The organism is Gardnerella sp. Marseille-Q9691, assembly GCF_046507715.1.
Taxonomy (GTDB): domain Bacteria; phylum Actinomycetota; class Actinomycetes; order Actinomycetales; family Bifidobacteriaceae; genus Bifidobacterium; species Bifidobacterium greenwoodii.
In genome coordinates, this window is the sequence record NZ_JBKFXI010000001.1 from 820041 (window position 1) to 834452 (window position 14412).

Below are 14412 nucleotides of genomic sequence, written 5' to 3' on the forward strand. Positions count from 1 at the left end.
TCAGTGATTACTGAGTAATCACTAATTCTTAAAGCTGTGCACTGGGGCCGGAATACGCCCGCCTCGCGTTACGAAAGCTTCGCAACTGGTCTGATTCACCGGAATAATAGGCGCATATCCCATTAAACCGCCGAAGTTAGCCATCTGCCCAACGCCCTTGCCAATCACAGGAATAATGCGTACTGCAGTAGTTTTCTGATTAATCATTCCGATTGCGGATTCGTCAGCAATCATTCCAGAAATAGTAGCTGCGGACGTTTCTCCCGGAATAGCAATCATGTCAAGACCAACCGAGCACACGCAAGTCATTGCCTCAAGCTTTTCAATCGTCAAACAACCAGACTTTGCTGCAGCAATCATGTTCGCATCTTCAGAAACAGGTATGAACGCTCCGGAAAGACCGCCAACATAGCTGCTGGCCATAATTCCGCCCTTCTTAACCTGATCGTTCAGCATTGCAAGCGCAGCAGTTGTTCCAGGAGCTCCAACCTGATCTAAACCAATCTTTTCAAGCACTTCACCAACTGAATCTCCAACTGCAGGCGTTGGTGCAAGAGACAAATCAATAATTCCAAACGGCACTCCAAGCCTACGAGAAGCCTCTTGTGCAACCAACTGCCCCACTCGCGTAATCTTAAATGCTGTACGCTTAATAGTTTCGCACAGGAAAGCAAAGTCTTTGCCACGAGCCGCGTCAAGCGCGCTCGACACTACACCCGGCCCGGAAACACCAACGTTAATCACAGCATCACCTTCAGTAACACCGTGGAAGCCGCCTGCCATAAACGGATTATCGTCAGGAGCGTTGCAAAAAGCCACAAATTTAACACAGCCGTAAGAATCTTTGCTAGCAGTCGCCTCGGCAATCTTTTTAATCGTGCGACCAAGCAACTCTACGCAATCCATGTCGATTCCAGTGCGAGTTGAGCCAACATTCACAGACGAACACACAATTTCCGTCTCGCTTAAGGCTTGCGGAAGCGACTCAATAAGCATGCGGTCAGCTTCTGTCATTGACTTAGCAGGAAGAGCGGAATATCCGCCGATTAAATCAACTCCAACAGTGTGCGCTGCCCTGTCTAAAGCGTGAGCAATTTGCACAAAATCTTCAGGCTTTTTACAAGACGACGCGCCAACAAGCGAAATCGGAGTCACGGTAATGCGCTTATTTACTATTGGAATGCCGTAATCGTGCGAAATATCGTTGCCAGTTTTGACGAGATCTTTTGCAAGACGCGTGATTTTTTCTTCAACATTGCGGCACACATCTTGCAAATTTTCGCAAGCGCAATCAAGCAAGTTAATTCCCATTGTGATTGTACGAACGTCGAGCTGTTCTTGCTCAATCATCGAATTAGTTTCGCTTACTTCCATCAGGTTGAGCATGGCGTACTTCCTTACATTTACTTAGATTGCTACGATATTGCTACGAGTTTGCTACGAATTTTAGATTCTGTGCATTGCGGTGAAAATATTGCTACGCTGGCAGCGAATACGCACGCCGATTTCGTTACCGAGCGCTTCCAATCCGTCCGCAAACTCACCAAATTCACAGTCCATAGTCGCCACATCAACAATCATCATCATATTGAAGAATCCGTCAACAATAGTTTGAGAAATATTCAAAATATTGACGTTATGATTAGCTGCATGCGAAGTTACTTTTGCAATAATACCAACGGTATCGCAGCCAACAACTGTAATAATCGCCTTAGAAGCGTCGCCTTTAGAAAGCGATTCCTGATTTTGTGCAATTGTAGTATTGGCGACCATATTTGCCTCCTGCTGTATTGCTGTGTGTATTTATTGCTGTGTTAATTTATTACTGTGTTAATTTTGCATTAGCTTTTCACTAATTATTTTTATGCATAAATATTATGCTGCTTCATATCTTCCGGCAGCGCATTTCGAAGCGACACAAGCGATCCGGAACGGAACACAGAACGAATACCAGCAGCAAGAAGAGGAGCAATCGAAAGAACAGTCATATTCTTAAGACGCTTTTCTTCCGGCACAGGAACAGTATCCGTCACAATAATTTCGCGAACACCAGCATCTTTCAAACGCTCAACAGCAGGACCGGAAAGCAAAGCATGAGTTGCAACCAACGTCACAGACTTAGCGCCCGCCTCGCGCAAAGTGCGCACAGCTTCACAAATCGTGCCAGCAGTATCAATCATGTCGTCAACAACAATGCAGTCACGCCCCTGAATATCACCGATAATTCCATGAGCTTCAGCATGATTTGGACGAGTAATATCGCGCGTTTTATGAATAAAAGCAAGAGGCAAATTGCCAAGTTTTGCAGCCCACTGTTCAGAAACTTTAATTCGCCCAGCATCAGGAGAAACAATAGTTGCGTTGTCGAGCTTCATAGAATTACGCACATAATCAATAAGCACAGGCATAGCAGTTAAATGATCAACCGGACCGTCAAAGAAACCCTGCTCCTGAGTTGCATGCATGTCAACCGTCAAAATACGAGTCGCACCGGCAGCACGGAATAAATCAAACATAAGACGCGCTGTAATAGGCTCACGACCCTGATGCTTTTTATCCTGACGCGAATATCCAAAGAACGGCGCAACCACGTTAATACTGCGAGCAGAAGCGCGACGCAAGGAATCAACCATAAGCAGCTGTTCCATAATCCAATTGTTAATAGGATTCGTATGCGCTTGAAGCACAAACACATCCGATCCACGAACTGGCTGAGTAAAACGCACGTACATTTCGCCATTCGCAAAATCGTAGGCAGTAGTCTCAAGCACATCAATACCAAGATATTTTGCAGTTTCCGCAGCAAGTTCCGGATACGCACGACCGGTAACAAGCATCATCTGCTTTTTTGGATTGCCTTCAAGAATTGTTGACATGATTGCCTTCCCGTTTGCAAACTTGCATGTACAGTGACAGAGTCGCTTTTTATTTTAGCAGGTAACGCGCCGGATTAGACACAGCCGGTGATTTACGCATAAATTACGCAAATAATTATTTAATAATTACTTAATAATTACTTAAATTACTTAGCAAAATACGCGCGAATTTCGTCTGCAGTTCCGTAAGAAGCCTGAGCGCCAAAGCGAGTTGCAGCATACGCAGAAACATAGGATGCTAAAGCTGCCGCGTCTGGCAATGACATTGAAGCAGCCAAACCAGCCAAAATTGTACCCATAAACGCATCTCCGCAACCGGTAGTGTCTTGAGCATTAACACGCTGAGCAGCAATACGGCAAACAGGATCTTCCTCAGCATACTGCAAAACAACAGAACCATCGCCACCTAAAGTCACAACAGCCTCATCAAAACCAAAGTTGTGCATAACTTCAGCAGCATGATTCCAATCAAAACCATCCCAATTGCCATCTTCTGGCTCGTCAATCTTAAGCAACTGCGCCATCTCATGCTCATTCACAAGCAAAATGTCAGCAGCATCAATCAAATCCTTCGGCAAAGTGTCAACAAAAGGAGAATTGTTAAGCAAAACTTTTACGCCAGCATCATGCGCAATTTTCGCAGCAGCAGTAACAGTTTCCATCGGGCTTTCCAAGCAAAGGCCAAGCACACGCGCACTAGTCAAAGCACTTTTAACAGACTCAATATACTCAACCGTAACGTGCGCATTAGAGCCAGGCGCGTAAACAATCGTATTTTCGCCGCCCTGAGCATCAACTGTAATAACTGTTGCACCGCTAGGAGTGTTGTCAACGTGCAAAATATGAGTGGTATCGACGCCGGCATTATTCAAAGAATTAAGCAAAAAGTCGGCGTTTTTATCGCTACCAACAGCGCCAAACATGCGAACGTGCGCACCAATTTTTGCAGCCGAAACAGCCTGATTTCCAGACTTTCCTCCAGGAAGAACCTTCAATTCGCCACCGTTTACAGTTTCGCCTGGTTTTGGAAGACGGTCGGCAACAATCGTGTAGTCGGCGTTCATTGAGCCGACCACCGCAATTGCAGACTTGGCGCAATCGGCAGCCTTCACATTTTCTAATACATCCAGCGAGTTTAAAGTATCGTGGTAGCGCATCAAAATTCCTTTCTTTGTTTGATTTTTATTTTACATTTTATGTTTGGCATTGTGCGCGTTTCCTCAATGTGGCGCGAGTTTTGGGGGATTTCTTTCCTCGCAATTTTCTTTACGATATTCCCGAGTATTGTCTATGAGTTTTGGCTGATGTTATTGTTTTTCGGTTTTGACGAGGCTAGAAAATTTGTGTTTGCGTGCGTCCCGTCCTTCGTCGCTTTAACTGTTAAAGCATTCTATTGTGTTCGCCTATCGTTTAACAATGTTGCTTCCTCAGTCCTCTTTTAGCACTGAACACAATTTTTCCAGCCTCTCAACACGCTAACCGTCAACACAAAACTCATAGACTCGTTAAGTTTGTTACGAAAAGTGCGTGGTTTACTAAGTGCAACTAAAGTCACGTAAATTTTGCTGCGGGTGGGTGCGTGGTTGGGAGATTATTCTTGGCGTGACGTGTGCAGTAGCGCGAATGTTTACAGCGAACGACCGGCTACACGTGTTTTATTTATATATAAGTCAGTCAGTACGTTTGCACAGCAGAATCATCATAATGAAAATAAGACCGAAGCCCACAAAATCTGCCCACGAAAAAACAGCGCCTGTAAAAAGCACCGCCGTAATCGCAGCAGTAACCGGCTCGCTCGCACCAAGAAGAGTTCCTCGCACAGAGCCTACGCGCATAATACCTTCAAGAAACAGCCAGTAAGCTCCAAAAGTGCCGGCAACAACCGTAAAAGTAAACAGCAAAAGCGCGCGCCAATCAAGCGGCGGCATAGTTTCCCACGGACGCACAAACGGAAGCATAATCAGCCCCGAAATAATAAAAGTAATGCCGTTTACAGTAAGATTTCCCCATTTTGCAATCAACTTCACCGGCATAATCGCAAGCGCCGCCGTACTTGCAGCATCTGCTAAGCCCCAAAACAAACCCATAATCGGCAAAGATAGCGAAGAAAGATTGCCGCCGGTTGCCATTAAAGCAGTTCCTGCAAAAGCGAGTACAACACCAATTGTTTCTCGGATAGTTGGAACGCGGCGCGTATGCAAACATGCGTAAACCAGCACGAACAGAAGATTAAGGCTCTGAAGCACAGTTGCAGTGCCGGAATTAGTCCAGTCAATTGTGCACAAGTACGAAACTTGCGTAAGAAGCACGCAAACTACGCCTGTAACCGCCATCGAAATCCACGTGCGACCGGATTTAATTGCTCCAGTAAGCTTTTTCGGAGTGCAAGCTGCTGCAGTGATGCTAAACAATATTCCTGCCGCAATTTGGCGAACGCACGCAATTTGCAGCGGAGATACGTGATACGTTGACATAAGGATTTTTGACACTGTTGCGTTTGCGCCCCAAAATGCGCCGCCTAAAAGAGTGAGCAGAATGCCAATAAGTATTGCGTTCGTTGAATGGTTGAATGCAGGATTAGGGCGATCCGGAGTGCTCGCTATTGCTTTTGCAGCGGATTTTGAAGTGTCGAAAGTTTTAGAGCCAGTTTGCAACGTAAGCTTTGACATATCAGATTCACCTCGCATCCCCAAAACAAGCGATTATGCAGCAATTATTGCACGCGCGCTCAACTAATATTGCACGCGCGCAAACGGTGCAAGCAGCATAACTTGGAAAACAAAAAGCTCCCGACGCTAAATCAGCGCCGGAAGCTCAAGCGCGGAGAATACGAGATTCGAACTCGTGAGGCTGTTACACCAACACGCTTTCCAAGCGTGCGCCATAGACCACTAGGCGAATTCTCCAAACTGCTAACTTAGCAATCAAACTGCTTGCTAAGCAAACAACTTAAACAGAATACCACAAATCGCGGATATTGCAAATTAATACGCGCGTTGACACGCCGAAACAGCGGAAACAAACGCCGGAAAATTTCCCGGCAAATGTGGTCAGCTTAGGCCAAAACGACAACAAACGCCAGGAAAAATCTCCGGCAAATGTGGTCAGACGCAGCTAAAACGACAACAAACGCCGGAAAATTACACGGCAAATGTTTGCGGCGGTGAAAGTTGAGATTACTTAAGCAGCGGCGCTACTTGCGTTTCGTAAGCGCGCAAAGCCATGTCGATTACGTTGTGCATGTCGTAATAGCTGTAAGTTCCCAAGCGACCACCGAAAACAGTGTTAGGCTCTGCAGCCGCAAGCTCCGCATAGCGCGCGTACAAGGCTTTGTCTGCCTCAGTATTCACAGGATAGTACGGCTCATCTTCTCGACTAGCAGCTCGAGAATACTCCTGCCAAACCACAGTTTCTCCAGCTTTCACACTCTTTCCAGGCACAAAATCAGCCTCGCCAGCCTCGCCAGCCTCACCGCCAACTTCCTCACGCTCCGGATTAAAGTTCTTAAACTCAATCGCGCGCGTAAACGGCACGTCAGCATCCGAATAGTTCATAACTGGGCAGCCAAAGTGGTCACTCTCCTCGTAACGCACTTCCTTAAAGTCCACAGTCCTCCACTTCAACTCGCCAAGAGCGTAGTCAAAATACCTATCAACCGGACCTGTATAAACTACCGGCACTCCAGCTTCCGCCAGCGCGCGCTTATTAAACGGCTGAGATTCGTCGAAGAAGTCTACACCAAGCGAAACGTGGATTCGAGGATCGTCAATCATACGCTGCATCCAAGCCGTGTAGCCGTCCGTTGGCAAACCTTCCCAAGTGTCTTTAAAGTAGCGATTATTATAGTTAAATCTCACAGGCAAGCGCTTAATAATTCCAGCTGGCAGCTCGGAAGGATCCGTCTGCCACTGCTTTGCCGTGTAGTTTTTAATAAACGCTTCATAAAGCGGACGACCAATTAAGCTAATGCCCTTATCGTTCAAATTTTGCGGATCTTTACCAGCCAACTCCCCCGCTTGGCTTGCAATCAAAGCCTTTGCTTCCTCTGGCGTGTAGTGCGCGTGGAAGAACTGGTTAATCGTACCCAAGTTGATTGGCAGCGGATACACTTCGCCGTCGTGCGTTGCGTACACGCGATGCACGTAGTTAGTAAACGACGTAAAACGGTTCACATAATCCCACACGCGCTTGTTGCTTGTGTGGAAAAGATGCGCTCCGTACTTGTGAATTTCGATTCCTGTGCGCTCGTCAAAATACGAGTAAGCATTTCCACCGATGTGATTTCGAACGTCAATAATTTCAACGCGAGCACCCGTATGCTCCACTGCTTGCTGAGCTACAGTTAAGCCAAACAAGCCCGCTCCAACAACTACTAAATCTGGGTAAGTTGTATTTTGAGAGGTTGCTGCTTGCGTCATATTATTTACCTTTCGTACTTTCAGTTTTTGCGCACAATACACTTTAAGAATAGGCTTAAGCGTATATATACGTATATATAATGTCTAATATGACTAAGGCAACGAGTGCAGAAACTAAAGAAATGCAAGAAATGCAAAATGTTAGCAGCGCAAATAGCAGCAACGAGGGCTGGGAAGTTGTAAATCGCGTTGTTTACCCGGTAAAAGACGCGGAAATTACTATGCCTCTTTACGTAATTCCGTGGCATTGCTCCTACTTGCAGCGCACTGTGCTCGATCCTCGCATGAACACGCGCGCAATCGATATAAATAATCTAAATCTCACTGATTTTAAAAAGCTTCTTGCAGACACTAGCAGTCACCTGCCAAACGTTGAAACTCAAGGCGTTTGCACTGTTCTTTCGCGCAACTCACTTTGCGTTGATGCCGGAAAACACGTGTCTCTTTGCACTTTCTTTAACGCTTTTCCTGCAAGCTATTGGCAGCATTGGACGCGCGTAAAAACTGTTAAATTTACTGCTCTTGTTGAAGGCGAAGGCGAGTTGCAGCTTATGCGCTCGACCGGTCGCGGACTTACGTATCCGGTTCAAAAGTTTGAGTTTGATTCAGCTAAGCAGCAAACGCAAGACAATCATCCAGCGCAATCTGCTCAAATTATTAGCTACGAAATTCCTATGACAGGTCTTGCAGACGGCGGATATTTTTGGTTTGATGCGAAAGCAGGCGATTCTAGCCGCTTTACTGTTAGCAATGCTGAGTGGAGCGTGCCGTGCGCAAATAAAGTGCAATCAGGCAAAAAGCCGCAATCAAATAGCACTTTTTCTATTGCTATTACTACGTTTAATCGCCCTTCATACTGCCACAATCAGCTGAAGGCAATAGCAGAAAACAAAGCACTTCGCTCGCGACTTGACACAATTTATTGCACAGATCAGGGCACGGATTTAGTTAAAAATCAGCCTGGATTTGACGAAACAAGCGAAAATCTTGGCAGTCAGCTTACCTACATTCAGCAGGCTAATTTAGGCGGTTCCGGCGGATTCTCGCGCGGCATGTTTGAAACGCTTAAAGCCGGCAAAAGCAGCTACACTATGCTTCTTGACGACGATGCAATCAGCGAAACCGAGTGCATTCTTCGCGCGCTTCAGTTTGCTGACTACACAATTAAGCCAGCTATTATTGGCGGCGGAATGCTTCACTTGGACAATCGCACGGTGCTTTACACTCAAGGCGAGCGTTTTACACGCAACAATGTGTGGATGAAGCCTTCGCAGAATCTTGATTACAATCATGATTTTGCTGCGATTACTTTGCAGGATTGCCCGGAGCGTCACCAGCGAATTGACACGGATTACAACGGTTGGTGGATGAGTCTTATTCCTACTGCGATTATGAAGGAAATTGGGCTTTCATTGCCTGTGTTTATTAAGTTTGACGACACTGAATATTCGATTAGAGCGCTTGAGCACGGGTATCACACGATTTGCCTGCCGGGAGTGGCGGTTTGGCATCAGGCTTGGCACGATAAAGATCCTTCGCGCACTTGGGAAGAGTACTTCTTCCAGCGCAATCGTTGGATTTGTGGATTGCTTCATTGCACTCAGCCAAGCTTGCGTTTTGCGATTGAAATGCTTAGAAGCGACTTGGCTTCCGGCTTAAAACTTGCGTATTCTGCTATGCAATTGCATCATATGGGATTGCAGGATATTTTGCTAGGTCCTCAATATATTGTTGATTCGATGCCGCAAAAGCTTGGCGAGGTTCGTAAAGCGCGCCAGGCCTTTAGCGATACGCAGCCTGTAAGTGACGAAACGCTTATTAGTGAGGTTTTGCGCGAGCACGTAAGTCCGTTTACTGCGCACGACGCTAAGGCTTTGCGTAAGGCGCAGAAGCGCGCTACGATTAAGGCTTTGTTTGCGCACGAAAAGCATGCGAAGAATCCTCGTCCGGAAGTTGCGATTCCAGCGCAAGACGTTTCTTGGCCTTCGTTTGTTGGCGTGAATACTGCAATTGTTACGGCTCCAGATGGCACTACGCTGAATCTTTTCCAGCGAGATAGCAAGTTATTCCGTAAAATGTTGCGCGCGGACGTATTTTTGGCGTTAAAAATGTTGCGTAAGTGGAAGAAGCTTTCGAGAGAGTATCGCAGCTACGATATGGCGAGCGTTGAAAGTTGGGAGCGAATCTTCCGAGCCGCTAATAAGTAACAGTGACATCGGAAACATTTGCCGGTAATTTTCCGGCAAATGTGGTCAAATGCAGCCAAAACGACCACAAACGCCGGAAAAATACACGGCAAATGTGGTCAAACACAGCCAAAACGACCACAAACGCCGGAAAAATACACGGCAAATGTTTCACGAAACCTGCTTAATCGTCATCGCGCGATCGCTTAGCAAAGCATAGTCGCGATTTCGACTATCTCTAATCACAAACGTACAAGCGTTAGCATCCACTGCCACAGCAAGCAAATCTGTGTAATCATCCTCAGTTGGGCTAGGCGTACGCAAGGAAGTAAAAAGCGTAAATTCGCCATTGTTAAACAAATTTAAGGGCATTTCAAAATTCACTATTTGATGCCCGCGCTTCTGCATTTTCAGCACTTTAGAGCCGGTATCGTAAGTAATTCCGCCGCGACGAATATCGTGCAAAGCAATCGCCAAGTAAAAATCACCCGGCTCATCGTACTGATATTCCACAGCAAAACGGAAAGTATCGCTGCTCTTGTAAATCTTGTCTTCTAAAGCATAGGTTCTAAGCAGCGGGCACTTTGCATTCAAGCCCTGCGCATACTGCCCCTTACCTAGCTTCTCGCCAAGCTTATTCTGCTTTTCGCGCTCTGCCTCAATATTTGCCAAAGTGTACTGATCTGCCACGGACTCAGTGTTTCCAATCGCCGCAACTTCCCCATCGCTAATCATCATTGCGCGCGTGCAATATCGCTTCACAGCATTCATATCGTGCGTAACAAGAATAACGGTTTTAGTTGGATCTTTGCGAATATCTGTAAAGAACGCATCGCACTTGCGCTGGAAAGCTTCGTCGCCAACGGCCAAAACTTCGTCAAGAACTAAAATATCTCCCTGCGCTTTAATTGCCACAGAAAACGCCAAGCGAACTTGCATTCCAGAAGAGTAATTCTTTAATTTTTGATCCATAAAGTCTTCAAGCTCGGCAAATTCCACAATATCGTCGTACATTGCGTCAATTTCTGCGCGAGTAAATCCTAGCAGCGCTCCGTTAAGATACACGTTTTCGCGGCCAGTAAGCTCCGGGTTAAAGCCCACTCCAAGCTCAATAAACGGCACGAGCTTGCCTTTTACTTTTACGCTTCCAGTATTTGGATAGTAGATTTGCGAAATAATTTTTAAGAGGGTTGATTTGCCGCCGCCGTTTCGTCCGACTATGCCAAAGAATTCGCCGCGATGCACGTTAAAGCTTATGTCTTTAAGCACGTTTTGGATTTTGTAGCCTTTAATACCTTTAGTAAGATTTATAAACGCTTGCTTTAAGCCTGTTGCTTGCTCGGTTGGTAGCTTAAAATATTTTCCTACGTGATTGACCGATAAAACAATATCGTCTTCGCGCACAGCATCTTGCGCCGCTTCTTTCGCTTCCGCCGCTTCTTCCTGCAACTTACTCATAAATTCCACTTCCCCATCGTAACTTTCATAAATATCGTAAAATTTTTCGTAAATTTAGCACGCTACATAATTTCTACGAAAGTGCGACTATTTTTTCGGAATATATACACTCCAAGCCACACTATTAGCACGGTAAGCAAAAGCGGCACGCAAGACATCCACGAGAATCCAAATTCACTCCACACAGTTGGCTGCGTTTCTGGAGCCAACATATTGTGTCGCATATCTTGAATACATTGCGCTATAGGATTAAGCAGCTCAAGCTTTGCAAGAACTGCAAAAATACCGCCCTTATTAATCACGTAACTAAGCGGATAAATAATTGGCATTCCGTAAAACAGTAGCTGCTGAGCTACTTCCCAAATATGCAAAATATCGCGGAAGAACACGTACATAGTAGACATTATTAGTGCCATTCCGATTGCAATTGCATAAAGCTGAATCAAACTTATTGGAAGCAGAATAACTCTCCATGTAAAATGCACTCCGCCAATAATCGCAAAAATAAGCACAACTACTAAGTTGATTAAGAAGCTTATTAAAGATCCAACCGTTGCCGAAACCACCACAATGTAGTTTGGAAAATGGATTTTGCGCAGCAAATCGCCGCGATCAACAAGCGAGCGCAATCCAATCGAAGTTGATTCTTGCACAAACTGCCACGCGCTAATTCCCATCAAAAGAACCACAGGGTATGTTGGCGTGCCGTCTGTCATTCGCAAAAACTTGCCAAAAATAAGATACATAACGCAAAACATCATCAACGGCTTCAACGCCGACCACGCCACACCCAAGAAAGAGCCTTGGTAACGCAGCTTAAAATCGGTTTTTACTAAACCGCGAAGCACGATATTTGCATACGCGTACTTTTTACGACAACGAGCCATGAGATTTTTCACGCTCTTAATAATATCAGTTATGTTGTAATTGAATGTTTTAATTGAAATGATACTTTAGCCTAAATGAGCTTATTGCTAAAACGAGCTTATAGTTGAAAATAGGCTTTAGCAATAACAATTGAGCGCTGCATTTGAATACTCTAAATCAACATTCATAAACCACTTATGCTAACATCGTACGTATGCCGAAAGTATCGATTATTGTTCCAATTTATAACGTTGAAGCCTTTTTACCAGAATGTTTAGAGTCTATTCAAAATCAAACTTTTAAAGATTGGGAATGTTTGATGTTTTCGGATGGAAGCAAAGATGGTTCCATCGATATTATGAAGTCTTTTGCAAAAAAAGATAGTCGCTTTGTGGTAATTGAAAAAGAAAACGAGGGCTACGGAGCTACTTGCAATCGCGGTTTGGAACGCGCTAAAGGCGAGTGGATTAGCATTATTGAGCCTGATGATTTTATTGATCCGCATATGTATGAGCGCTTGCTAAGCAATGTTGAGATTGCTGGAAAAAATTCTGGCAAAGTCGGCGAAACTGGCGCAACCCTAGATGTTATCAAAGGCGGATACTGGCTTTTTTACGACGGCAAAGATGGTTATAAGTCGGCTGTAGAAACGCCAAACTTGTGCTATTTCATGCCCGAGCATCGCACTATTTTTAATCTTAGCGAATTTGCTGAGCCTTTCTACCATCATCCTTCTATTTGGTCGGCTATTTACCGCAAAGATTTTCTTAACGGAGATAACCGCAATCACGAAATCATACGTTTTAAGCCAATTCCTGGAGCAGGTTGGACCGATAATCCTTTCTTTGCGCAAACTATGGTTTTAGCAAATAAAATCTGCTGGAATCCTGGAAAGTACTACTATTATCGTCAAACTAATCCGGGCGCATCTAGCTTATTGAAGGATTTCCATCTTCCTTTCGACCGTTTGCGAGATATGCGCGAGTTTCTTAGTAAGCAGAATATTTCTCGCGAAATTTTGCACGCTTTTTATTCTCGCGAATTTGATTACGTAAACTCCTTGATTACAGAGTTTGGTTTTGACGATAAGAATCCGGAAATCCGCAAACTTATTTATGAAGTTTTTAGTTCCATGGATTCAAAAGAAGTTTTCCTTATGGCATCACGCCTTAAGCCAGAATTTATGGATTATTACATGGATTTCCTCGGCTCGTCATACGAAGTTAAGCCACAAAAAGCAGAGGCAAATCCTAAGCTTTCGCTCGTAATATTTACGCATAATGCTCATTCTTGGATTGTTGATTCGCTTAAAGCTTGCAGCTCAATAAGCAGTATTCCTTGCGAATTTATTATTGTTGACTCGCATTCAAACGACAGTACGCTTGCAATTGCCCAAAAGTTTACTAGCAAAGATAAGCGTTTTACAATTCAGTCGCATGAAGATACCGCAAGTATTAAAGATATGCTTTCTAAAGCAATTTCTTACGCTCACGGCACATACACAATGTTTATGCCTTCAAGCTACATAATTAACGAAAAAGTGCTATCTGAAGCGCTAAATCAGGTGCAGTATTATAACGAAATTTGTGCAAAAGATAATGAAAACACGGCTAAAGACGCTAGTAAAACAGCCAGCGTCGACCTCGCTTTCTTCAACAATAAAAGCAAACACAGCGATTATTTGATTGATTGTGCATTAAAAAATAACGCAAAAACTAAAGAATCTAATATTTTGCGTCAGCAGTTTATTATGCCAACGAATTCGGAAGATGCTAATAAAGACGTAAGTTACGGTCTTTATAAAGCTAGCGATATTCCGGAACTTTTGTTAGACAGCTGCTACAGTTATGGCTGGCAAAAAATTTGGCGAACCGACTTTTTGAAAGCTTCTAAAGCTGAAGCTGGAGAACACGACCTGCCTTCAACTTTAATGACTTTTACAACTCGCGCAGCATTAAAAGCACAGAAAATACTGTATTGCGATTTGTCTAAAACTTACGAAGATGCTTATGGAAGATTCAGTGTTGGAGCTGACGAAGGATTCGAAAACCTTCACCACACTAATATTCCAGAAAACTTCTGGCTTTCTATTGAGCATCACGCTATTAAAGATGAATCGCCTCTTGAAGTTGATTCCGTAATCGAAACCGGAGAATGGCTTAAAAGCGAAGGCTTGCTTGATCAATACAATCGCGGATACGTAAATTCGCTTGTGAACAGTTTTGTTCACGACTGCCATACACGAGTAACGTCTGAATCTTTGGCAGATATTGTTCATAATAAGCTTCAAGAAGTGATGCAAATTATGGATTATGATCAAATTTCTAAGAATTTGCCAAGCTACTTCTACGATGAGCTTTCGTATAACGAATTCCAAAAGTTGCAGCTAAATACCGCTTCACGCACTTTGTGGCTTAAAGAGCGCATGCTTAAATTTGAGAGCAAAACTCTAAACTACGAGCAGGAAATTAGCAGTATTCGCACTTCTGCACGCTACGTTATTGGCGAGAAAATCGTAAAAACAGCGAAGAAAATAGCATTCCCGTCTATTATTGCAAAATTGCAGAAAAAGTTCCGTCTTATGAGGCGAAATAGCAAATAATTTAC

At 44.4% G+C, this 14412-nt stretch carries 10 protein-coding genes and 1 tRNA gene; 2 read left to right on the forward strand and 9 right to left on the reverse strand.

Annotated features, from left to right (window positions below):
• Positions 1-21: 21 nt before the first annotated feature.
• The 7 genes from ACLD6A_RS03245 to ACLD6A_RS03275 form a co-directional block, all read right to left on the reverse strand.
• Entirely contained in the window at positions 22-1386 is a 1365-nt protein-coding gene (locus ACLD6A_RS03245; protein WP_375169301.1) for a PFL family protein, read from the reverse strand.
• Between the two features lie 60 nt (positions 1387-1446).
• A complete protein-coding gene (locus ACLD6A_RS03250) occupies positions 1447-1773 on the reverse strand; it encodes an ACT domain-containing protein (RefSeq protein WP_004136741.1) in 327 nt (108 codons plus the stop codon).
• 89 nt (positions 1774-1862) lie between these two features.
• Entirely contained in the window at positions 1863-2876 is a 1014-nt protein-coding gene (locus tag ACLD6A_RS03255; RefSeq protein ID WP_004136739.1) for a ribose-phosphate diphosphokinase, read from the reverse strand.
• Between the two features lie 146 nt (positions 2877-3022).
• Complete coding sequence (locus ACLD6A_RS03260) at positions 3023-4033, reverse strand: ribokinase (RefSeq protein ID WP_410313566.1); 1011 nt, start codon at positions 4031-4033, stop codon at positions 3023-3025.
• 513 nt (positions 4034-4546) lie between these two features.
• Positions 4547-5545, reverse strand: a complete 999-nt coding sequence (locus ACLD6A_RS03265) for a DMT family transporter (RefSeq protein ID WP_410313567.1) — start codon at positions 5543-5545, stop codon at positions 4547-4549.
• Between the two features lie 152 nt (positions 5546-5697).
• Positions 5698-5782 (reverse strand) — tRNA-Ser (locus ACLD6A_RS03270).
• A 270-nt stretch (positions 5783-6052) separates the two neighbouring features.
• Complete coding sequence (locus tag ACLD6A_RS03275) at positions 6053-7294, reverse strand: UDP-galactopyranose mutase (RefSeq protein ID WP_410313568.1); 1242 nt, start codon at positions 7292-7294, stop codon at positions 6053-6055.
• An 89-nt stretch (positions 7295-7383) separates the two neighbouring features.
• Here ACLD6A_RS03275 and ACLD6A_RS03280 point away from each other — a divergent pair, with 89 nt between their 5' ends.
• Positions 7384-9501: a glycosyltransferase gene (locus tag ACLD6A_RS03280; protein WP_410313569.1), complete on the forward strand. Its 2118-nt coding sequence runs from the start codon at positions 7384-7386 to the stop codon at positions 9499-9501.
• A gap of 150 nt (positions 9502-9651) precedes the next feature.
• Here the strand turns inward: ACLD6A_RS03280 and ACLD6A_RS03285 are convergent, their stop codons facing one another.
• Positions 9652-10938 (reverse strand): ABC transporter ATP-binding protein, encoded by a 1287-nt coding sequence (locus ACLD6A_RS03285; protein ID WP_004133708.1) that lies wholly within the window; start codon positions 10936-10938, stop codon positions 9652-9654.
• A gap of 62 nt (positions 10939-11000) precedes the next feature.
• Positions 11001-11825: an ABC transporter permease gene (locus tag ACLD6A_RS03290; protein WP_004133710.1), complete on the reverse strand. Its 825-nt coding sequence runs from the start codon at positions 11823-11825 to the stop codon at positions 11001-11003.
• Positions 11826-12019: 194 nt separating this feature from the next.
• Between ACLD6A_RS03290 and ACLD6A_RS03295 the strand changes: the two genes are divergently transcribed.
• Positions 12020-14407: a glycosyltransferase family 2 protein gene (locus tag ACLD6A_RS03295; protein WP_410313570.1), complete on the forward strand. Its 2388-nt coding sequence runs from the start codon at positions 12020-12022 to the stop codon at positions 14405-14407.
• The last annotated feature ends 5 nt before the right edge of the window (positions 14408-14412 follow it).